The 21,440-nt window shown below is 71.4% G+C and carries 15 protein-coding genes and 1 other RNA gene; 12 read left to right on the top strand and 4 right to left on the bottom strand.

Translation table 11 applies throughout. The features are described from left to right. Positions 1-61: 61 nt before the first annotated feature. Genes CVS47_RS11725 through CVS47_RS11715 form a run of 3 tightly spaced genes read right to left on the bottom strand, consistent with a single transcriptional unit; the run spans position 62 to position 4,531 of the window. The gene (locus CVS47_RS11725) at positions 62-2,338 is read right to left on the bottom strand and encodes a transglutaminase TgpA family protein (RefSeq protein ID WP_241240134.1); all 2,277 of its coding nucleotides are present in this window, start codon (positions 2,336-2,338) and stop codon (positions 62-64) included. Continuing rightward, a complete protein-coding gene (locus tag CVS47_RS11720) occupies positions 2,325-3,572 on the bottom strand; it encodes a DUF58 domain-containing protein (RefSeq protein ID WP_127096240.1) in 1,248 nt (415 codons plus the stop codon). The genes CVS47_RS11725 and CVS47_RS11720 overlap by 14 nt, the downstream gene beginning before the upstream one ends. Positions 3,573-3,586: 14 nt before the next feature. Then, positions 3,587-4,531 carry an AAA family ATPase gene (locus tag CVS47_RS11715; protein ID WP_127097338.1) on the bottom strand — a complete coding sequence of 315 codons (945 nt, stop codon included), beginning with the start codon at positions 4,529-4,531 and terminating at the stop codon, positions 3,587-3,589. A 222-nt stretch (positions 4,532-4,753) separates the two neighbouring features. Between CVS47_RS11715 and ffs the strand changes: the two genes are divergently transcribed. The 8 genes from ffs (at position 4,754) to CVS47_RS11675 (ending at position 15,699) form a co-directional block, all read left to right on the top strand. Beyond that, positions 4,754-4,850, top strand: an RNA gene (ffs, locus tag CVS47_RS11710) — signal recognition particle sRNA small type. Positions 4,851-4,900: 50 nt separating this feature from the next. Then, complete coding sequence (pta, locus tag CVS47_RS11705) at positions 4,901-7,021, top strand: phosphate acetyltransferase (protein WP_127096239.1); 2,121 nt, start codon at positions 4,901-4,903, stop codon at positions 7,019-7,021. A gap of 58 nt (positions 7,022-7,079) precedes the next feature. Then, positions 7,080-8,306 (top strand): acetate/propionate family kinase, encoded by a 1,227-nt coding sequence (locus CVS47_RS11700; protein ID WP_127096238.1) that lies wholly within the window; start codon positions 7,080-7,082, stop codon positions 8,304-8,306. Positions 8,307-8,328: 22 nt separating this feature from the next. Beyond that, a complete protein-coding gene (locus CVS47_RS11695) occupies positions 8,329-9,060 on the top strand; it encodes an HAD family hydrolase (protein ID WP_127096237.1) in 732 nt (243 codons plus the stop codon). Next, on the top strand, positions 9,057-11,600 hold the full coding sequence (locus tag CVS47_RS11690) for a glycoside hydrolase family 65 protein (RefSeq protein WP_127096236.1): 2,544 nt from the start codon (positions 9,057-9,059) through the stop codon (positions 11,598-11,600). The genes CVS47_RS11695 and CVS47_RS11690 overlap by 4 nt, the downstream gene beginning before the upstream one ends. A 42-nt stretch (positions 11,601-11,642) precedes the next feature. After that, positions 11,643-14,114 (top strand): DNA polymerase III subunit gamma and tau, encoded by a 2,472-nt coding sequence (locus CVS47_RS11685; RefSeq protein WP_127096235.1) that lies wholly within the window; start codon positions 11,643-11,645, stop codon positions 14,112-14,114. Between the two features lies 1 nt (position 14,115). Next, positions 14,116-14,709, top strand: a complete 594-nt coding sequence (recR, locus tag CVS47_RS11680; protein ID WP_127096234.1) for a recombination mediator RecR — start codon at positions 14,116-14,118, stop codon at positions 14,707-14,709. Positions 14,710-14,766: 57 nt separating this feature from the next. Further along, a complete protein-coding gene (locus tag CVS47_RS11675) occupies positions 14,767-15,699 on the top strand; it encodes a DMT family transporter (RefSeq protein ID WP_127096233.1) in 933 nt (310 codons plus the stop codon). A 19-nt stretch (positions 15,700-15,718) separates the two neighbouring features. Here the strand turns inward: CVS47_RS11675 and CVS47_RS11670 are convergent, their stop codons facing one another. Beyond that, on the bottom strand, positions 15,719-16,210 hold the full coding sequence (locus tag CVS47_RS11670; RefSeq protein ID WP_127096232.1) for a hypothetical protein: 492 nt from the start codon (positions 16,208-16,210) through the stop codon (positions 15,719-15,721). Between the two features lie 415 nt (positions 16,211-16,625). Here CVS47_RS11670 and CVS47_RS11665 point away from each other — a divergent pair, with 415 nt between their 5' ends. The 4 genes from CVS47_RS11665 (at position 16,626) to CVS47_RS11650 (ending at position 21,364) form a co-directional block, all read left to right on the top strand. Next, entirely contained in the window at positions 16,626-17,912 is a 1,287-nt protein-coding gene (locus CVS47_RS11665) for an aspartate kinase (RefSeq protein ID WP_127096231.1), read from the top strand. 166 nt (positions 17,913-18,078) lie between these two features. Then, on the top strand, positions 18,079-19,560 hold the full coding sequence (locus CVS47_RS11660) for an amino acid permease (RefSeq protein ID WP_127097337.1): 1,482 nt from the start codon (positions 18,079-18,081) through the stop codon (positions 19,558-19,560). Positions 19,561-19,567: 7 nt separating this feature from the next. After that, positions 19,568-20,152: a DM13 domain-containing protein gene (locus CVS47_RS11655; RefSeq protein ID WP_127096230.1), complete on the top strand. Its 585-nt coding sequence runs from the start codon at positions 19,568-19,570 to the stop codon at positions 20,150-20,152. 141 nt (positions 20,153-20,293) lie between these two features. After that, positions 20,294-21,364: an aspartate-semialdehyde dehydrogenase gene (locus CVS47_RS11650; RefSeq protein ID WP_127096229.1), complete on the top strand. Its 1,071-nt coding sequence runs from the start codon at positions 20,294-20,296 to the stop codon at positions 21,362-21,364. The last annotated feature ends 76 nt before the right edge of the window (positions 21,365-21,440 follow it).

Raw genomic sequence — 21,440 nt, 5'->3', positions numbered from 1 at the left:
CCGGAGGGCCGTCGACCATCCTACCCTGCCGCCCGGACCGCCCTGTGCACCTCCCGCGGCGTCAGCGCGACCCGGCCTGCACGGTCCCGGCGTAGACGCTTCCCGGACGCACCACCAGCGACCGCGGTGCCGCGACGGCGAGCAGCCGGCGTGCCGGTGCGACGGAGCGCAGCATCGATCCGCGGACGGCGGCCGCGGCATCCGTCATCTCCTGGCCCCGCTCGGGGTGCAGCCGATGTCCCGGAGCGTAGCTCGCCCGCTCGATCGCCTGCACGAGCACCGACATGGCGTCGGAGGGCGCCCCGTGCTCCGCGACCAGCCGGGCGCCCAGCAGCCGCGCCGATTCGCTGGCCGGCACCGCGATGCCCAGATCCAGAGCCTGGTCCTGGATGCTGCGCCAGGCGGCCGCCGCGTCGCCCTTGCGAGCGGAGGCGACGAGCCGTCGCCGCAGGAGCACGCGAAGGATCGCCGGAATGGCCAGAGCCAGCAGGATGCCGAGCACCAGCGAGACCGTCGGCACGGCCGCCGTCGCGCTGCGCGTCGCGCCCGCCTGCACGTCGCCGGACGGGAGTCCGTCGTCGAGGGGGTCGATCGTCGACAGCGGGGAGGCGGAGGCCGCCGGCTCGGGGGCCGTCTCTGGCGTCTCGCCGGGGTTGCCGGTCGCGAGCGTCTCCGAGGCGAAGTTGGTGGGAACCCCGAGGCTGTTGGTGGGCTCGAACTGCACCCAGCCGACGCCGCCGAAGAAGACCTCGGGCCATGCGTGCAGCTGTCCGCTCTGCACGGTGTAGACCGTCTGCTTCTCCTGCATCTCGCCGGTGCTCGTGCCGGGGAGGTAGCCGACGACGATGCGCGACGGCATGCCGAGGGTGCGCGCCATGAGGGCGAACGCGGAGGCGTAGTGCACGCAGTACCCCTCCTTGACGTCCAGGAAGTCGGCCACGGCGTCGGCGCCGGATCCGTCGAAGCCCTCCTCGACGGGGGCCTCCAGCGAGTATCGGAAGTCCGAGCCGCGGAACCACGACTGCAGGTCGTGGAGCTTGTCGTAGTCCGACGAGGAGGCCCCGGTGACCTCGGCCGCCGTCTGCGCGATCACGGGCGGGAGATCGGCCGGCAGAGCGAGGAGCTCCGGGCCGAGTCCGGCGCCGTCGGCGCTGCGGGCGCGGATCTGCTCGAGGGTGGGTCGCGGCTGGTCGGTGACGATGCGGTACTGCTGACCCTGTGAGGAGCCGTCACGGCTCACGACGGTGCGGTTCGCGGGCACCGCGCCCCAGTCGCCGTTGAGGCCGGTGACCTCCACGGCGGGGAACGCGACCGGGAGCCACGGGGTGACGAGGTTCTGCACCTCGACGAGCGTCGAGTTCTCGGTCAGGGTGATGCCGTCGTCGACCGTCACCGGCCCCAGGGAGTCGGCGTCGCCGAGGGGAAGGGTGCGCGAGCGGTCGGGCTGCCACACGTCGCCGTCGAATGTCGACAGCGTGACGGCGCGCAGATACGGCGCGCTCGGCGCGCTCGTGCGCACCCGGAGGACGTCCACGTCGGCCGGGCGGCGCAGGTCGTCGCCGAGCGAGAGGGTCGGATCGATGGAGGCGCCGATGCCGTTGCCGACCCCTCCGGCTGTCACCGGAGCGGGCAGCAGCGGCGTGGCGACGAGGGCGACGACGACGCCGATCGCGCCGATGCCGATCGCGGTCGCGCCGACCCCGCCGGCCACCGAGCGCGAGGTCTGCGGCGCCGCCTTCGAGCGGTGCCGCGAGCGCACCTCGATCCGCAGCAGGAAGAGGATCGCGACGGCCAGGAGCACGAACGCCACGACGTTGATCGGGCCGGGAACCGCGATGGAGGGGATGAGGGAGATGGCGATGAGCCCGACGGCGGCCAGCAGCGGCATCCGCGCCGTGAGCACGACGTGGTCGATGACGATGGTGAGCAGGCCCATCGCCGCGACGATGAAGAAGGTCAGTCCGGCCTCGGGCGGGAGCGGAGCGGCACCCTGCACGATCGCGTCGAACGCGGAGCGCAGGAGATCGGGGACCCGTCGCACGCTCTCCGGGGTCGGGATCAGGCCGAACAGTGCCGTGTCGCGCAGGAACGAGACGGTGACGATCACGACCCAGACGACGGCCTCCACGAGACTCACCGCCACGGCAGGAAGCCGGAACCACCGGCAGATGTAGCCGATCGCGAGGATGATCGCCGACAGCACGACCGCACCGGGCACCCACGAGCCGGACTCGACGACCCGGAGCAGCGGAAGGAGCGATGCGAAGACCGCGACGAACACGCCGATCGTGAGGGCGAGCTCGGCCGGCCGGCGCGTTCTGATCTCAGGCGACGACACGACCGACCCCCCGGTCCACCGCCATGGACCACGCCGACGGCAGGTCGTCGTCCAGGCCGATGGCCGCCGTCCGCCATCCGACCTCGGCGGCGCGCTCGAGGCCGCCGTCCGACGGCGAGACGGCGAGCAGCAGCGGATACGTCGTGTGGTGCGCGAGCGGGGCGAGAGCCGCGGCATCCTCCCCGTCGAAGCGACCCGTGATGACGATCACGGGTCCGGCGGTCGCGCCCGTGAACAGGTGCGGCAGGCGCGGAAGGTGGTCGTCGCGCCGGCTCGTCAGGGTCGCGAGCTGGCGGGTGAGCTCCTCGACCTGCACCGACTCGCCGCCGTCGATCGGCTCGGCGAGGGGCGTGCCGTCGGAGTCGATCACCTCGACGGCGTAGCCGTCCAGCACCAGCCGCGACACCACCGACACGCACGCCGAGACGGCGCGTTCGAAGCCCGGATCGTTGCCGGGCGCGATCATCGCGTCGGTCGCCCACCGGAGCGCCCCGCGGTCGAGCACGACGGTGGCCTCGGGCGTCGACTCCTGCTCCTCCTGGCGCACCATGAGCGAGTCCGCGTGCGCGGTCGCCCGCCAGTGGATGCGCCGCATCGAATCGCCGGGGCTGTAGGGCCGCGCGATGAGGTTGTCGGCGCCCTGACCGAGCTGGTTGGTCGTGGAGTGCAGGGTGCCGCCGGTGTCGCCGGCGACCGCGCTGAGGGCGCTCAGCTCGACCACGGCCGGGACGACGACGACGCGCGTGCGATCGCCGAGGAGGTTCTGGCGGCGGGTGAGCCCGAACGGATCCGACGAGGTCACGGACAGGGGGCCGATGGAATGGATGCCGCGGCGCACGCCGGTCACGGTGTAGACGAGGTCGACGGACCGGTCGCCGGAGCGGAGCCCCGAGCCGAGTGCGGGGAAGATGCCCTGCGCGCGGCCCGAGAGCCCGCGCGGAAGGGCGTCGCGCCAGGCGCCCGGCGCGCTGGGCATCGCGGTGCGGACGCCGACGCGCACCGTGACGACCGCGTCCTGCGAGACGGCCACCACGTCGGGATCGAGCGCGCGCGACACGTTCTCGGTGCGGTGGGCGAGGTGGAGCGAGATGAGGCTCGCAACGAGCACGGCCAGCAGCAGCACGCCGAAGTAGACCAGCTCGATGACGCCGAGTTCGGCGGCGAGGATGAAGCATCCGAGCGCCAGCGCCAGCGCCCCCGTGCCCCGCACGGTGAACGGCCAGAGGCGTCGCATGGGTGCCGGCCCGCTCAGGCGCGCGCGGCCAGCGGCACGCGCACGTTCGCCGCGATGCGCTCGAGGATCGACGTGATGGTGTCGGCGCTGTTGCGCGAACGGGCGCCGCCGGAGGCCCGGGTGGGGATCAGGCGGTGCGCGAAGACGGGGGCGAGCAGCGCGGTGACGTCGTCGGGGATGACGTATTCGCGACCGTCGAGCGCCGCCCACACCTTGGCGGCGCGCACGAGCTGGAGCGTGGCGCGCGGGCTGGCGCCCAGCCGCAGATCGGGGTGCGACCGGGTCGCGTTGGCCAGGCCGACGGCGTACTCCTCGATCGCCGGGGCGACGTGCACGGCTCGCGCCCACGCGATGAGAGCCGACACCTCTGCTGCCGTGACGACGGGGGAGAGGGCCTCGAGAGGATTCACCGTGTCGCGCTGCCGGAGCATCAGGGCCTCCGACCGCGGGTCGGGGTAGCCCATCGAGATGCGCATCATGAAGCGGTCGCGCTGGGCCTCCGGGAGCGCGTAGGTGCCCTCCATTTCCAGCGGGTTCTGCGTGGCGACGACGAGGAACGGCTCGGGGAGGTGATGCGTCTCGCCGTCGACCGTGACCTGCTGCTCCTCCATCGCCTCCAGGAGAGCGGACTGGGTCTTGGGGGAGGAGCGGTTGATCTCGTCGGCGATGACGATGTTCGCGAAGATCGCGCCGCGCTTGAACTCGAACTCGCGGCCCACCGGGTCGAACACGCTCACGCCGGTGACGTCTCCCGGAAGGAGGTCGGGAGTGAACTGGATGCGGCGCACCGACGCATCGACGGTGGCGGCCAGTGCGCGGGCGAGCATCGTCTTGCCGACGCCGGGCACGTCCTCGATGAGGAGGTGACCCTCGGCGAGCAGGGCGATGAGCGCACTGCGGACGGCCTCGGGCTTGCCGTCGATCACGCGGCCGACGGAGGTGAGGATGCCGGAGGTCATTCGGTCGAACGTCTCGGCGCCGATGGGCTCGGGCGTGCGCGCGGAGGCACGGGTGGCGGGCGCGGCGGGCGCGGCGGGAGAGAGGTCGTCCATGGCCTTCCATCGGGTCGGCGCCGGCGGCGGGACGCCACCTCGCGCTGTTACTCGATCGTAACCCGAGGGTGACGGGAGGGCTCCTGGGAGAACGTGGGGAGGAGCGGCGTCGTCGTCCTCTAGACTGGAACCAGCTCTCCGCGAGGCGGCATCCAGGCCAACTCCCCCAGGACGGAAACGTAGCAAGGGTAACCGGGCTCTGCCGGGTTCGCGGAGAGTCTTCACGTTAAGAGGAGTTCCCCTCGCCGTGACACCTCGCCGACGTAGGGTGGTGCCGTGGCGCAGAGCATCTACATCACGTCCGCCGAAGGGCATTCCGGCAAGTCGACGGTCGCTCTCGGGGTGCTCGACGCGCTGAGCCTCGCCACCCCTCGTGTGGGGGTCTTCCGCACCATCGCGCGTTCGACGGCCGAGGCCGACTACGTCCTGGAGATGCTGCTGTCGCACGACGGCGTCGACCTCGACTACGACGAGTGCATCGGCGTCACCTACGACGACGTGCGCGCCGACCCGGAGGCCGCTCTGGCCGAGATCGTGGCGCGCTACAAGGCGGTCGAGGCGCAGTGCGACGCGGTGGTGATCCTGGGCAGCGACTACACCGACGTCGGCAGCCCGGCGGAGCTCACCTACAACGCCCGCATCGCGGCGAACCTCGGCGCCCCGGTGCTCCTCGTGCTCGGCGGCCGGTCGCAGCAGGGACAGCAGGAGCAGCTGGGGAGCTCCCTCGCGCGGACGCCGGGGGAGATGGGGCAGATCGCCGATCTGGCGCTCACCGAGCTGACGCACGGACGTGCGGAGCTGTTCGCCGTCGTGGCCAACCGCGCCGACCCCGACACCCTCGCCGAGACCGTCTCCGCGATCGACGCGTCGGTGCGCGCCTCGGTCGGGCACGCGGTGCCCGTGTGGACGCTTCCCGAAGACCTGTTCCTCGTCGCGCCGTCGATGCGCGGCATCCTGCGCTCGGTCGACGGCCGCCAGATCAAGGGCGACCCGGAGCTGCTCACCCGCGAGGCGCTCGGCGTGGTCGTGGCCGGCATGTCGATGGTCAACGTGCTGCCGCGCCTCACCGAGGGCGCCGTCGTGGTCATCCCCGCCGACCGCACCGAGGTGCTGCTCGCGACGCTGCTGGCCAACTCCTCCGGCACGTTCCCGTCGATCAGCGGCATCGTACTGAACGGTCCCTTCCCGCTGCCGGAGTCCATCGACCGGCTCATCGACGGCCTCGGCTCGACCGTCCCGATCATCCAGACCGATCTGGGCACGTACGAGACCGCGGTGCGCATCATGAGCACGCGCGGGCGCCTCGCCGCCGACTCGCAGCGTCGCTACGACACCGCGCTGTCGCTGTTCGAGCAGCATGTCGACACGGATGAACTCCGCAGGGCGCTGGGGCTCGCGCGGGCGACCGTCGTCACCCCGCTGATGTTCGAGTACGGCCTCATCGAGCGCTCGCGCGCCTCGCGCCGCCGCATCGTGCTGCCCGAGGGCGACGACGACCGGATCCTCCGCGCCGCGGCCACCGTGCTCGCCCGCGGCATCGCCGACCTCACGATCCTCGGCGAGGAGATCGAGGTGCGCGCCCGCGCCATCGAGCTGGGCATCGACATCCGCGGAGCCCAGGTGCTCTCGCCGTTCGACGCCGTGCACGTGCAGAAGTTCGCCGAGGAGTACGCGCGCCTCCGCGCCCACAAGGGGGTGACGATCGCGCAGGCGGCCGACACCATCACCGACGTGTCGTACTTCGGCACGATGATGGTGCACCTGGGCCTCGCCGACGGCATGGTCTCGGGTGCCGCGCACACCACCGCCCACACGATCCGTCCCGCGTTCGAGGTGATCAAGACGAAGCCAGGGGTGTCGGTGGTGTCCTCCGTCTTCCTCATGGCGCTCGCCGACCGCGTGCTCGTCTACGGCGACTGCGCGGTCATCCCCGATCCGACGAGCGAGCAGCTGGCCGATATCGCCGTCTCCTCCGCCGCGACCGCGACGCAGTTCGGCATCGACCCGCGCGTGGCGATGCTCTCGTACTCCACGGGCGAGTCGGGCTCGGGCGCCGACGTCGAGAAGGTGCGGGCGGCCACGCTGCTGGTGCGCGAGCGCGCGCCGGAGCTCCCCGTCGAGGGGCCGATCCAGTACGACGCGGCCGCGGATGCGGCCGTCGCCGCCGCCAAGATGCCGGAATCGGATGTCGCGGGCCGGGCGACGGTGTTCATCTTCCCCGACCTCAACACGGGCAACAACACCTACAAGGCCGTGCAGCGCTCGGCCGGTGCCGTGGCGATCGGACCGGTGCTGCAGGGCCTCAACAAGCCGATCAACGACCTGTCGCGCGGCGCGCTCGTCGACGACATCGTCAACACCATCGCGATCACCGCCATCCAGGCCCAAGGGGAGTGATCATGTCCCACTCGCCGCACAACACGCCGACGACTTCTGCAGAAAGCGGGACATCAAGATGAGTGCTGTGCTCGTCGTGAACAGCGGGTCCTCCTCGTTCAAGTACCAGCTCATCGACATGGGCGCCGAGCGCGTGCTCGCCTCCGGTCTCGTCGAGCGCATCGGCGAACCGGTCGGGGTGGCCCGCCACACGGTCTACGCGCCGCAGACCGAGGGCCCGGCGCCGACGATGCTCGAGGCCACCGCGACGCTCGAGCAGCCGATCGCCGACCACACCGCCGGGTTCCAGGTGATGCTCGACGCCTTCGCGGCGCAGGGGCCGTCGCTGGAGGATCACGCGCCGGTCGCCGTCGGGCACCGCGTCGTCCACGGCGGGGCGCGCTTCTTCGCCCCCACCCTCATCACCCCCCTGGTCGAGATCAACATCGACGAGCTGTCCGTCCTCGCGCCCCTGCACAACCCCGCGAACCTGGCCGGCATCGTCGCCGCGCGCAAGGCCTTCCCCGACGTGCCGCACGTGGCGGTGTTCGACACCGCCTTCCATCAGACCCTTCCCGCGGCGGCCTACACCTACGCCATCGACGCGGAGGTCGCGGCATCCCATCGCATTCGCCGGTACGGATTCCACGGCACGAGCCACAAATTCGTGAGCGAGGAGGCGGCAGCGTTCGTCGGCCGTCCGCTCGAGGATCTTCGGCAGCTCGTCTTCCACCTCGGCAACGGCGCCTCCGTCGCGGCGATCGAAGGCGGACGATCCGTCGAGACGTCGATGGGCATGACCCCGCTCGAGGGCCTCGTGATGGGCACGCGCTCGGGCGACATCGACCCGGCCGTCCTGTTCCAGCTGGCCCGACGCGGCGGGATGTCGATCGACGAGCTCGACACGCTGCTCAACTCGCGCAGCGGACTGAAGGGCCTCGCGGGCGTGGCCGACATGCGCGACATCGGCGACCGCCGCGATGCCGGCGACCCCGCCGCGCAGCTCGCCTTCGACGTCTACGTGCACCGGCTGCGCGCGTACGCGGGCGCCTACATCGCCCAGCTCGGCGGCGTGGACGTCATCTCCTTCACCGCGGGCGTGGGGGAGAACTCCGCCCGCGTGCGCGCCGAGGCGATGGCGACCCTGGGCTTCGCCGGTGTGGAGATCGACCCGGAGCGCAACGAGACGCGGGGCCGCGGCATCCGCGTCATCTCGACCGATTCGTCGCGCGTGGTCGTGCTCGTCGTCCCGACGAACGAGGAGCTCGAGATCGCGCGGCAGACGCTCTCCGTTTCCGCGTCCTGACGCGCAATCGGTACTGTGAGGGGTGCCCACGCCAGCCCTGCCCGACCTCGCCTCCTTCGACGCCGTGCTCTTCGACCTCGACGGTGTCCTGACGCCGACGGCGGAGGTGCACATGCACGCCTGGAAGACGATGTTCGACGAGCTCTTCCGCGCACGCGGGATCACCCCCGCGTACACGGACGACGACTACTTCGCCCACCTCGACGGCAAGAAGCGCTACGACGGCGTCGCGAGCCTGCTGTCCAGCCGCGGCATCGAGGTGCCGTTCGGTGACCCGGACGACCCGCCCTCGGCCGAGACGGTCTGCGGCATCGGCAACCGCAAGAACGTCGTGTTCTCGCGGGTTCTCCGTGACGACGGCATCCAGGCCTATCCCGGCTCGATCGCGCTCGTCGACCGGCTGGTCGCCGCCGGCACGCCCGTCGCCGTGGTGTCGAGCTCGAAGAACGCCGAGGAGGTGCTGCGGGTCGCCGGCATCCGCGACCGCTTCGACGTCGTCATGGACGGCGTGATCGCCGAGCGCGACGGGCTGGCCTCCAAGCCCGCCCCCGACGTCTTCGTCGAGGCTGCGCGGATGCTGGGGGTCGAGCCCTCCGCGAGCGCCGCCGTCGAGGACGCCATCAGCGGCGTGCAGTCCGCGGCCGCCGGCGGGTTCGGCCTGGTCGTGGGCGTGGACCGCGGTGCGGGGGCGGACCGCCTCCGCGACGCCGGTGCGGACGTCGTCGTGTCCGACCTGGAGGAGTTCTCCGCATGATGGATCGCGACCGCTTCCCCGTCGACCCGTTCGCCCTCGTCGAGACCGACTTCTCGCTCGAGGACTCCGGGGTCACCGAGACGCTCTTCGCCGTCGGCAACGGCTACCTCGGGCTCCGCGGCAACCACCCCGAGGGGCGCCACGCCTACGAGGACGGCACCTTCATCAACGGGTTCCACGAGACGTTCCCGATCCGCCACGCGGAGCAGGCGTACGGCTTCGCGGAGGTCGGTCAGACGATCATCAACGCGCCCGACGCGAAGGTGATGCGCGTGTTCGTCGACGACGAGCCGCTCTCGATGGACGTCGCCGACGTGCGCGAGTACCGCCGCGAGCTCGACATGCGCGCCGGCGTGCTCCGCCGCCACGTGCTGTGGCAGACGCCGTCGGGCAAGCTCGTGTCGCTCGACTCCGAGCGCATGGTCTCGTTCGAGGAGAAGCACCTCGCGATCATGACCATGACGGTGACGGTGCTGAACTCCGACGCCCCGGTCACGATCAGCAGCCAGATCGTCAACCGCCAGGACGGCGAGGACGTCTACGGCGGCACGCCCAGCGCGCCGCGCAAAGCGGGCTTCGACCCGCGGCGCACGGATCGTCTCGACGAGCGAGTCCTCCAGCCGCAGGAGTACTGGCAGGACGGCATGCGCACGGCGCTGAGCTACCGGGTCACCGAGTCGGGGATGACGCTGGCGGTCGCGGCGGACCACGTCATCGAGACCGAGAACCAGTACGACCCGCGCACGCTCATCGAGCCGGACATCGCCAAGAACGTCTTCCGCGTGCAGGCGAAGGCGGGCGTGCCGACGAAGATCACGAAGCTCGTCAGCTACCACACGTCGCGCGGCGTGCCCGCGCGCGAGCTGGTCGACCGCTGCCGCCGCACCCTCGACCGCGCCCGCCTTGAAGGCGTCGAGCGTCAGTTCGAGCGGCAGCGCCTGTGGCTCGACTCCTTCTGGGAGCGGTCCGACGTGCGCATCGCCGGGCACGACGACCTGCAGCAGGCCGTGCGCTGGTGCCTCTTCCAGCTGGCGCAGGCCGCGGCCCGCGCCGACGGCCAGGGCGTGCCGGCCAAGGGCGTGACGGGCTCGGGATACAGCGGCCACTACTTCTGGGACACCGAGATCTACGTGCTCCCCTTCCTCGCCTACACGACCCCGCTCTGGGCCCGCAACGCGCTGCGCATGCGGTACCTGATGCTGCCGGCCGCCCGGAAGCGCGCGCACCAGCTGAACGAGGCGGGCGCGCTGTTCCCGTGGCGCACCATCAACGGCGAGGAGGCGTCGGCGTACTACGCCGCCGGCACCGCGCAGTACCACATCAACGCCGACGTCAGCTTCGCGCTCGCGAAGTACGTGCGGGCGACGGGCGACGTCGAATTCCTCCATCGCGACGGCGTCGACATCGCAGTGGAGACGGCGCGACTCTGGACCACGCTCGGCTTCTGGCGCTCCGGCGACGGCGAGATCGACGGCGACGGCGAGCAGTTCCACATCCACGGCGTGACGGGTCCCGATGAGTACACGACGGTCGTCAACGACAACCTGTTCACGAACGTCATGGCGCGCTTCAACCTCCGCTTCGCCGCGCGCACGGTGCGCGAGATGGAGCTCGACGACCCCGAGGCGTACCGCGTGATGGTCGACCGGCTCGGTCTCGACCCGTCGGAGCCGGAGATCTGGGATCGCGCCGCGGAGGCGCTGAGCATCCCGTTCAGCCCGGCCCTCGGCATCCATCCGCAGGATCACGTCTTCCTCGACAAGGAGGTGTGGGACCTCGAGCACACGCCGCCGGAGCAGCGGCCGCTGCTGCTGCACTTCCACCCGCTCGTGATCTACCGCTACCAGGTGCTCAAGCAGGCCGACGTGGTGCTGGCGCTGTTCCTGCAGGGCAATCACTTCACCGACGCCGAGAAGCTCGCGGACTTCGAGTACTACGACCCGCTGACCACGGGCGATTCGACGCTCTCGGCCGTCGTGCAGTCGATCCTCGCCGCGGAGGTCGGCTACCAGGACCTGGCGCGCACCTATTTCGAGGAGTCCCTCTTCGTCGACCTCGCCGACCTGCACAACAACGCCTCGGACGGCGTCCACGTCGCGTCGGCGGGTGGCGTCTGGACGGCGCTCGTGGCCGGCTTCGGCGGCATGCGCGACCACTTCGGCGACCTGTCGTTCGATCCCCGGCTGCCCGTGGACTGGCCGGAGCTGTCGTACGTGCTGCACTGGCACGGCACGCGCCTGCAGGTCAGCCTGACCAAGGAGGCGCTCACGCTGCGCGCGCAGGGCGGCGACGAGCCGGTGAACTTCACTGTGCGCGGGACGGAGCACACCATCTCCGACGGCGAGGAGCTCGTCGTCCCGCTGGCCGATCAGGGCCCGATCATCCCCGGGCGCCCGTCGCTGCGGCAGTTCGCCGGCGTGCGCCGGGAGGACGGCTCGTTCCTCACCGTGTCGGTGCCCACCGTGACCACTCCGAACGCGGTCGTGGGGTCGGAGATCGACCTGGAGGATGCTGCGGAGGCGACGATCCTGGATGCCTGAGCCGACGGCGGCGATGTCGGCGGCACCGCCTAGGCTGGTCGCGTGACCACCGCCCTCTACCGCCGCTACCGCCCCGAGGCGTTCGGCGAGATGATCGGCCAGGCGCAGGTGACCGACCCGCTGATGACCGCTCTGCGCGGCGATCGCGTCGGTCACGCCTACCTGTTCTCCGGTCCGCGCGGGTGCGGCAAGACGACGTCCGCGCGCATCCTCGCCCGCTGCCTGAACTGCGCCCAGGGCCCGACCGACACGCCGTGCGGCACGTGCGACAGCTGCGTCGAGCTGGGTCGCGGTGGCGGCGGCTCTCTCGACGTCGTCGAGATCGACGCGGCCTCGCACAACGGCGTCGACGACGCCCGCGACCTGCGGGAGCGCGCGATCTTCGCCCCCGCCCGCGACCGGTTCAAGATCTTCATCCTCGACGAGGCGCACATGGTGACGCCGCAGGGCTTCAATGCGCTCCTGAAGCTCGTCGAGGAGCCGCCGGATCACGTGAAGTTCATCTTCGCGACGACCGAGCCCGAGAAGGTGATCGGCACGATCCGGTCGCGCACGCACCACTACCCGTTCCGGCTCGTGCCGCCCGCTGCCATGCTCGAGTACGTCCAGGAGCTCTGCGAGGCCGAGGGCGTCACGGTCGAGCCCGGTGTTCTGCCGCTGGTCGTGCGTGCGGGCGGCGGCTCGCCGCGTGACACGCTCTCGCTGCTCGATCAGCTCATCGCCGGCTCCGACCCGGCCGATGACGGCGGGGTGCGCGTGCGCTACGAGCGCGCCGTCTCGCTGCTCGGCTACACCCACGCCGAACTGCTCGACGAGATCGTCGACGCCTTCGGGGCGGGGGATGCCGCGGCCGCCTTCGCCGCGATCGACCGGGTCGTGCAGACCGGGCAAGACCCCCGGCGCTTCGTCGACGACCTGCTCGAGCGCCTGCGCGACCTGATCGTCATCGCCGCGACCGGCCAGGGCGCAGCCAACGTGCTCCGCGGCGTTCCGGCCGACGAGCTCGAGCGCATGACGCGGCAGGCGACCGTCTTCGGTTCTGAGCGACTCTCGCGCACAGCCGACCTGGTGATCGGCACGCTCGACGAGATGACGGGCGCGACCTCGCCGCGTCTGCAGCTCGAGCTGATGGTCGCCCGCGTGCTCGCCCACACCGCCTCCGGCGCCCCGGCGGCGACGGCTCCACCGGTCGTCGGCGCCCCGGCGGCGGCGGCTCCACCGGTCGTCGAGCGAGCGCCGCGCGTCGAGACGCCTGTGCCGGCCGCCTCCGCTCCGGTCGCGGCGCCCACTGCGCCCACTGGGGCGCCGCCCGCCGCTTCCGCTCCGGTCGCCGCGCCCACTGTGGCGCCGCCCGCGCCCGCGCCCGCGACCCCGGCCGCCACGCCGCCTGTCGAGCGAGCGCAGCGGGTCGAAACACCAGCCGCCGCCGCGGCCCCGACCTCAGCTGCGCCCGTCGCGGCGCCTATCGCTCCCGCAGCCGCCGCGACTGCGCCCGTCGAGCGAGCGCAGCCCGTCGAGACGCCTGCACCCGTCGCCGAGGCGAATGTCCCCACTGCGGCTCCGCCCGTCGCTGAGGCACCCGATGCCCCCGCCGCGGCCCCGCACCCCACGGCGGCACCGACGGCGCCGGTCACGCTGCAGATGCTGCGCGACTCCTGGCCCGAGATCCTCGGCCGACTCGAGCGCATCGGTCGTGCGTCCTGGCTGGTCGCGAGCAACGCCCGCCTCCTGTCCTTCGCCGACGACGTGCTCACGCTCGCCTTCCAGAGCCAGAGCGACGTCGCGAAGTTCAAGCAGCTCAACGCCGGCCAGGGGCCGAGCGAAGACCTGCGCCAAGCCATCAGCGCCGTGCTCGGCATCCGCGTGAAGTACATCGCCCGGCACGACGCGGGTCCGGCTCCGGCCGACGGTCCGCCCGACATCCCGCCCGATGAGCCCTATGATCCGGGCCCGGACGACGACGGCCCCGAGCCGGGCCGCCCGCCGCACAGCGGTGATGGCGTCACGCGCCCGAGCGAGCCGCGCCAGAGCGAGCCGCGCCAGAGCGAGCCGCGCCGGAGCGACAGCCGTCCGACGGCGGCGCGCGCCTCGGCGTCCGTCACCGAATGGGCGGTCGCGGCCATCCCGGTCGACGCTCCCGGCGAGGCGTCCGCATCGCGGGTGTTCGGCGCGCGCGACAACGGTGCGGGCGCCGCCCCGCTCGCCGTCGACGACGAGCCCGAAGACGCGGCGTCCGCGTCGCCGTCCCCGCTGCAGACGGCCACCCTCGCGCCGGCGCGCGAGGGTGAGGTGCTCCCCGATGCCGTCGTCGAGCCGGTGTCCGAGGACGACATCGACGACGCCGAGGAGATCGCCCCGCCGGTCGCCGACGCGCCCGTGCCGCCCGTGGTCGCTCCCCGACTCCCGGTCAGCTCCGGTGGCGTGCAGCGCTACGGCGAGGCGGTCGTCCGGCAGATGCTGAACGCGCGCTTCGTCCGCGAGGAGCCGCACCAGTCCCCGACGAGGTTCGGCTGACATGTACGACGGCATCGTCCAGGACCTGATCGACGAGTTCGGCCGCCTCCCCGGCATCGGACCCAAGTCGGCGCAGCGCATCACGTTCCACATCCTCCAGTCGCCGACCTTCGACGTCTCGCGCCTGTCGGAGCTGCTGCGCGACGTCCGCGAGCGGGTGCGCTTCTGCGAGATCTGCGGCAACGTGTCGGAGCAGGACCGCTGCGCCATCTGCCGGGATCCGCGCCGCAACCTCACGCTCATCTGCGTGGTGGAAGACGCGAAGGACGTCGCCGCGATCGAGCGGACACGCGAGTTCCGTGGGCTGTACCACGTGCTGGGCGGCTCGATCAGCCCCATCGCCGGCATCGGCCCCGACGACCTGCGCATCACGCAGCTGATGCAGCGCCTCGCCGACGGCACCGTGCAGGAGGTCATCCTCGCCACGAACCCGAACCTCGAGGGAGAGGCCACCGCGACGTACCTCAGCCGGCTCCTCCGCACGCTCGAGATCACCGTCACCCGCCTGGCCTCCGGCCTCCCGGTCGGCGGCGACCTCGAGTACGCCGACGAGGTGACGCTCGGCCGCGCCTTCGAGGGACGCCGGACCGTCTGATGCGCGCAGCGACGCGCCGCACGGTCTGATGCGCGCACCGACGCGCCAGGCCGCCTGATGGCCGCGGTGGCGGCGCGCTTCACTCCGCGCGCGTGGCTGCTCTTCGGCGCGATGTCGCTCATCTGGGGCATGCCCTACCTCTTCATCAAGCAGGCCGTCGACAGCTATTCGCCGGCATCCGTCGTCGCGGGACGCACCCTCGTCGGAGCACTGCTGCTCCTGCCTTTCGCCCTCCGCAGCGGGGCACTCCGCCCGGCATGGCGCAAGATCGGCTGGGTGCTGCTGTTCGGCGCTGTCGAGATGGCGGGGCCCTTCCTCCTCCTCGGCCATGCCGAGCAGACGCTGCCCTCCGGTCTGACCGGGCTCCTCGTCGCGACCGTCCCGCTGTTCGCCGCGCTCATCGCGGTCGTCGGCGGCGACCGCTCCGTGCTGCGCCCATCGCGGGCGATTGGCCTCGCGGTGGGATTCGGCGGCGTCGCCCTCATCGTCGCGGGGCCGGGCCTCGCGGTGGGCGGCCCGGGCGCCCTGCTCGCGATCGGCGAGCTGCTCGTCGTGGCCGTCTGCTACGCCGTCGCGCCCTTCATCGTCGCCCGCAAGCTCGCCGACGTGCCGTCGCTGGGCACGGTGGTGCTGGCGCTCGCGGCCGTCGGCGTCTTCTACCTGCCGATCGCGCTGCTGACCCAGCACGAAATTCCGACACTCACCAGCACGACCGCGCTCATCGCCCTCGCGGTCGTCTGCACGGCCGTGGCGTTCGTCGTCTTCTTCGCGCTGATCGACACCGTCGGTCCCGCTCGCGCGCCGCTGTTCACCTACGTGAACCCTGTGATCGCGATCCTCCTCGGCGTCCTGATCCTGGGGGAAGAGGTCACCCCGGGACTGCTGATCGGCTTCCCGATCGTGATCGTCGGATGCTGGCTGGCCGCCACCGGCGGCACGTTCCGCTTCCGCAAGCCGCCCGGAGACCTCCCGCCCGTCGCCGCAGGGTGACGGTGCCGCGCGCCGCCTTCTAGCGGAGGATCTCCACCAGTGCGATCCAGGAGATGAGGATGGCCGTGACGATGGCCGCGATCGATCCGACGGCGAACCATGCGACGCCGCCCGCATGGCCCACCAGCACCAGCGCGCCGCCGACGACGTAGAGGGCGGGGGCGATGAAGCCGACGAGCGCCTTGATCGGCTTGAGGCGGTTCTCCGGGTGGTCGTTCTCGAAGATCCGCCGCGCAGCCTGCGCCGAGAAGATCGCCGCGGCGAGTGCCGCCAGCACGATCGTCAAGCCGTACACGAGGGCGGGAATGCCGGGGACGAGGCCGGTCGCGGCAGCGACGATCGCCAGCACCAGGCCCGCCAGCCCCGCCGCCAGGCGGGCGGCGATCGACGGGGACTTGATGATCTCGCCGATGTTCACGCTCGCCGCTACGATCAGCAATCCCGCCAGGGCGGCGGTGGCACCCATCATGGCGACGTTGAAATCGCCCCAGCCGTCGAGGTACAGCCCCATGCCGGCATCGTAGCGACCGCATCGGTCGTGCGCCCCCGTATTCGTGCCCGTTCCCGTACCCGTACCCCCTGCCACGCGCGGAATCGCGGAGATGTGCACGATGACGGATGCTGCGGGCCCGAGCCGTCCGTCGTCCTGCACATTTCCGTGATCCTGCACACACCCCGGGGGTGGCGCGCGCGCAGGGGCGGCGGGCAGGCGCGGCGGGCGCAGAGCGGCGCCGCCCGCGCGGAATCGCGGAGATGTGCACGATGACGGATGCTGCGGGCCCGAGCCGTCCGTCGTCCTGCACACTTCCGTGATCTTGCACACCCCCCGGCCACCCCGACACATGGCCGGGACGGCATCGGCCGCTCCCTAAGATGGACCCTTGGGCGCAGCATCCGAGCGTCCTGGGTCTTCCGGGGAGTCCACTGTGGCGCTGATCGTGCAGAAGTACGGCGGGTCGTCCGTCGCCGACGCGGAGAGCATCAAGCGGGTCGCGAAGCGCATCGTCGACACCCGCCGCGCCGGCCACGAGGTCGTCGTCGCCGTCAGCGCGATGGGCGACACCACCGACGAGCTGCTCGACCTCGCCTCGCAGGTCGCCCCCATGCCCGCGCCCCGCGAGCTCGACATGCTCCTGTCCAGCGGTGAGCGCATCTCGATGGCCCTCCTGGCGATGGCCATCCACTCCATGGGCTTCGAGGCGCGCTCCTTCACCGGCAGTCAGGCCGGCATGATCACGGATGCCACGCACGGCGCCGCCCGCATCGTCGACGTGACCCCGGTGCGCCTGCGCGAAGCGCTCGACGACGGTGCCATCGTGATCGTCGCCGGCTTCCAGGGATTCAACCGCGACACCCGCGACATCACCACGCTGGGCCGCGGGGGATCCGACACGACCGCGGTCGCCCTCGCCGCCGCCCTGCAGGCCGACGTCTGCGAGATCTACAGCGACGTCGACGGCATCTACACGGCCGACCCGCGCGTGGTGCCCAAGGCGCGCAAGCTCGATCGCGTCTCCAGCGAGGAGATGCTCGAGCTCGCCGCGAACGGCGCCAAGGTCCTCTACATCCGCGCCGTCGAGTACGCGCGCCGTCACGGGGTGCTCATCCACGCCCGTTCCACCTTCAGTTCCGGCGAGGGCACCTGGGTGCTCGACGCCCATCGGACCTCACCGCTCGTCCCCGAGGGAGCACAGATGGAAGAGCCCATCGTCGCCGGCGTCGCCACCGACCTGAGCCAGGCCAAGATCACCGTCATCGGCGTGCCCGACGTGCCGGGCAAGGCCGCGGAGATCTTCAAGATCGTCGCGAAGTCGGGTGCCAACGTCGACATGATCGTGCAGAACGTGTCGGCCGCCGCCACCGGTCGCACCGACATCTCCTTCACGCTGCCGAAGTCCGACGCCGCCACGGCGCTGCGGGCGCTGGCCGGCGAGCAGTCCGGCGTGGGCTTCGAGAGCCTCGTGCACGACGACCAGATCGGCAAGCTCTCCGTCGTCGGCGCCGGCATGCGCACGCACTCGGGCGTCTCCGCGACGCTCTTCGAGGCGCTGTCGGTCGCCGGAGTGAACATCGAGATGATCTCCACCTCCGAGATCCGGATCTCCGTCGTCGTCCGCGGCGACGAGCTGGCCGGCGCGGCGCGCGTCGTGCACGCCGCGTACGGTCTCGACGGCGACGCCGAGGCCGTGGTGCACGCCGGCACCGGTCGCTGAGAACTCCTCACCGCGGCTCGGCTCGCGCAACCCCCTCCAGGTCTAGGGTGAACCGAGCGCGAAGCCGCGCAGGAGGAGGACCCCTTTGTCTAAGACGGTGTCGGGCGGTCCCGCCCAAGATCCTGAGCAGGCACGCGAGTCCGGTCCTGAGCTGACCGGCGACGTGATGCTCGCGGCGCAGGACTTCTCCAACGAGGAGGAGGGCTACCACAAGACCCTCCGCCCCCGGCAGATCCAGATGATCGCCATCGGCGGCGCGATCGGCACGGGTCTCTTCCTCGGGGCGGGCGGTCGACTGGCCAGCTCCGGGCCGTCGCTCGTCATCGTGTACGCGATCTGCGGGTTCTTCGCGTTCCTCATCCTGCGCGCGCTCGGCGAGCTGGTGCTCCACCGTCCGTCGTCGGGGTCGTTCGTCTCGTATGCGCGCGAGTTCTACGGCGAGAAGATGGCCTACACCGCCGGCTGGCTGTACTTCCTCAACTGGGCCTTCACCTCGATCGTCGACGTGACCGCGGTCGCGCTGTACGTGAAGTTCTGGGCACCCTACTGGGAGCCGCTGCAGGCCGTCCCGCAGTGGGCGATCGCCCTCATCGCGCTCGTCGTGGTGCTCTCGCTGAACCTCGTCTCGGTCAAGGTCTTCGGCGAGATGGAGTTCTGGTTCGCGCTCATCAAGGTCACCGCCCTGGTGATCTTCCTGCTCATCGGCATCTTCTTCCTGGTCTTCGTCGGCAAGACCGATGTCGGGGTGACCGGCTTCTCCGTCATCTCGGAGAACGGCGGCATCTTCCCGATGGGCGCCTTCGCCCCGCTCCTCGCCATCAGCGGTGTGGTCTTCGCGTACGCGGCGATCGAGCTGGTGGGCACCGCGGCGGGCGAGACCGCCGAGCCGAAGAAGATCATGCCGCGCGCGGTGAACACGGTCGTCGTCCGGATCGCGATCTTCTACGTCGGCTCCGTCCTGCTGCTGTCGCTCCTCCTGCCCTTCTCGCAGTACTCCGCCGACCAGTCGCCGTTCGTGACGTTCTTCTCCCACATCGGTTCTCCCGAGGCCGGTGCGGTCTCGGCATCCATCATGAACTTCGTCGTGCTGACCGCCGCGATGTCGAGCCTCAACGCCGGGCTCTATTCGACCGGCCGCATCCTGCGATCGATGGCCGTCAACGGGTCGGCGCCGAAGTTCACGATGAACATGAGCCGCAACGGAGTGCCCTACGGCGGCATCCTGCTGACGAGCGTCATCACCCTGCTCGGCGTCGGACTCAACGCCCTCGTGCCGTCCAAGGCGTTCGAGATCGTGCTCGAGATCGCGTCGATCGGCATCATCGGCGGGTGGGCGACCATCATCCTCTGCCAGATGAAGCTGCACCGCTGGTCGCTGCAGGGCAAGATCGAACGGCCCGCCTTCCGGCTGTTCGGCGCGCCGTTCACCGCGTGGCTCACGCTGGCGTTCCTGGCGTTCGTGCTCGTGACGCTCGGGTTCTCCGAGACCGGACGCTGGGTCCTCGCGTCGCTGCTCGTGCTGATCCCGGCGCTGATAGGCGGCTGGTATGCGACGCGCGGCCGGATCGCTTCGGCCGCGGCCGCCCGCGAGGGCTATACCGGCACCAACCCGGTCATCGCGGAGCGTCGCCCGCCCCGCCGCCGATAGGTCTCCGATGGTGCGCCGACGGCTCTCACCGCGTGCTCGTGCTCTGTGGGCCGTCGGAGCGGGCGCGGCGGTGGTCGGAGTGGTCGTGCTGGGACTGGTGTTCCAGCCGTGGCTTCTGTTCGTCGACGTGAGGGTCGACGACGACATCCCCGCCGCGAGCGCGCCGGCCGCGCCCTCGGTGGTCCGTGATGCGCCGCCGAGCGCGAGCGCCACGATGGTTCCTGTCGAGGAGGTGGCGCCCGGCCCGGTGGATCTCTCGTCGGGGGCGTTCATCAGCCACGAGCATCCGACGACCGGCACGGTGCGGGTGATCGAGCTGCCGGGAGGGATGCGGCAGCTCGCGATCGAGTCGCTCGAGACCACCAACGGCCCGGACGTGCACGTCTGGCTCAGTGCGGCTCCGGTGGTCGAGGGGACCGACGGCTGGTTCACCGCGGCCGGCTACCCGCACGTCGACCTCGGCCCGATCAAGGGCAATCTCGGCGACCAGCTCTACGACATCCCCGCAGACCTCGACCTCGCCGGCTTCCCGACCGTCGAGCTCTGGTGCGAGCAGTTCTCGGTGTCCTTCGGCGCCGCAGCGCTGAACTGAGGGATCCGAGCCGAGCGGATGCCGCGGCCCGGGGCCGCGGGCCGGAACGCCCGCGCAGACGCCGGGCGTCATGAGAACGGAGCGGCGAGCCCGCGTCGGTAGAATCGGGGTTTCACCTCCCCGACCTCCCGAGGACCAGCCATGACCCGCATCTCCGACTCAGGACTCTCGATCGCCGTCGTCGGCGCCACCGGCCAGGTCGGCACGGTGATGCTGGAGATCCTGGCGGAGCGCGACTTCCCGGTGGGGGAGCTGCGGCTGTTCGCGACCTCGCGGTCGGCGGGCACGTCGGTCGAGTACGGCGGGCACACCGTCGTCATCGAGGATGTCGCGACCGCAGACCCTTCGGGCATCGACATCGCCCTCTTCTCGGCCGGCGCCACCGGCAGTCGCGCGCACGCGCCCCGCTTCGCCGAGGCCGGCGCGCTGGTGATCGACAACTCCAGTGCCTGGCGCATGGACCCCGATGTGCCGCTCGTCGTCAGCGAGGTCAACCCGCACGCCATCGCCGAGGCGAAGAAGGGCATCGTCGCCAATCCCAATTGCACGACCATGGCCGCGATGCCGGTGCTCAAGGCGCTGCACGCCGAGGCCGGGCTCGAGCGCCTCATCGTCAGCACCTACCAGGCCGTCTCCGGCTCCGGACTGGCCGGCGCGCAGGAGCTCCTCGGCCAGGTCGAGGGCGTGCTCGCCCAGGGCAACACGCTCGCGCTCGTGCGCGACGGCTCGGCCGTGGACTTCCCCGAGCCGGAGAAGTACGTCGCGCCCATCGCCTTCGACGTCATCCCGTTCGCCGGCAACCTCGTCGACGACGGCTGGAACGAGACGGACGAGGAGAAGAAGCTCCGCAACGAGAGCCGCAAGATCCTCGAGCTGCCCGGGCTGCGGGTCGCCGGAACGTGCGTGCGCGTGCCGGTCTTCACCGGTCACTCGCTCAGCATCAACGTGGAGTTCGCGGGGGAGCTGTCGCCCGAGCGCGCCCGCGAGGTGCTCTCGGAGGCTCCGGGAGTCGTCCTGGACGAGGTGCCGACCCCGCTGCAGGCGGCGGGCAAGGACCCGAGCTTCGTCGGCCGCATCCGCGCCGACCAGTCCGCCCCCGAGGGCCGCGGGCTCGTGCTGTTCATCAGCAACGACAATCTGCGCAAGGGCGCCGCGCTGAACGCCGTGCAGATCGCCGAGATCGTGGCGGCGTCGCTGCGCGCGAACGCCTGAGCTGCGGCATCCGCTCACTTCTCCCGAGAGCGGAAAGATTCGACGATCTTTCCGCCTCGAGGGTGCCTCGCCGTCG

The sequence above is a fragment of the Microbacterium lemovicicum genome, assembly GCF_003991875.1.
Lineage (GTDB): Bacteria > Actinomycetota > Actinomycetes > Actinomycetales > Microbacteriaceae > Microbacterium > Microbacterium lemovicicum.
The sequence above is the reverse complement of the archived record's forward strand: the minus strand, read 5'-3'. Positions and strand labels throughout refer to the sequence as shown.

Bases quoted from the DNA above. Each gene is read 5' to 3' on its own strand.
- CVS47_RS11720 (WP_127096240.1), bottom strand. From the start codon at position 3,572: ATGCGACGCCTCTGGCCGTTCACCGTGCGGGGCACGGGGGCGCTGGCG.
- CVS47_RS11715 (WP_127097338.1), bottom strand. From the start codon at position 4,531: ATGACCTCCGGCATCCTCACCTCCGTCGGCCGCGTGATCGACGGCAAG.
- CVS47_RS11700 (WP_127096238.1), top strand. From the start codon at position 7,080: ATGAGTGCTGTGCTCGTCGTGAACAGCGGGTCCTCCTCGTTCAAGTAC.
- CVS47_RS11690 (WP_127096236.1), top strand. From the start codon at position 9,057: ATGATGGATCGCGACCGCTTCCCCGTCGACCCGTTCGCCCTCGTCGAG.
- recR (WP_127096234.1), top strand. From the start codon at position 14,116: ATGTACGACGGCATCGTCCAGGACCTGATCGACGAGTTCGGCCGCCTC.
- CVS47_RS11675 (WP_127096233.1), top strand. From the start codon at position 14,767: ATGGCCGCGGTGGCGGCGCGCTTCACTCCGCGCGCGTGGCTGCTCTTC.
- CVS47_RS11670 (WP_127096232.1), bottom strand. From the start codon at position 16,210: ATGGGGCTGTACCTCGACGGCTGGGGCGATTTCAACGTCGCCATGATG.
- CVS47_RS11660 (WP_127097337.1), top strand. From the start codon at position 18,079: ATGCTCGCGGCGCAGGACTTCTCCAACGAGGAGGAGGGCTACCACAAG.
- CVS47_RS11655 (WP_127096230.1), top strand. From the start codon at position 19,568: ATGGTGCGCCGACGGCTCTCACCGCGTGCTCGTGCTCTGTGGGCCGTC.
- CVS47_RS11650 (WP_127096229.1), top strand. From the start codon at position 20,294: ATGACCCGCATCTCCGACTCAGGACTCTCGATCGCCGTCGTCGGCGCC.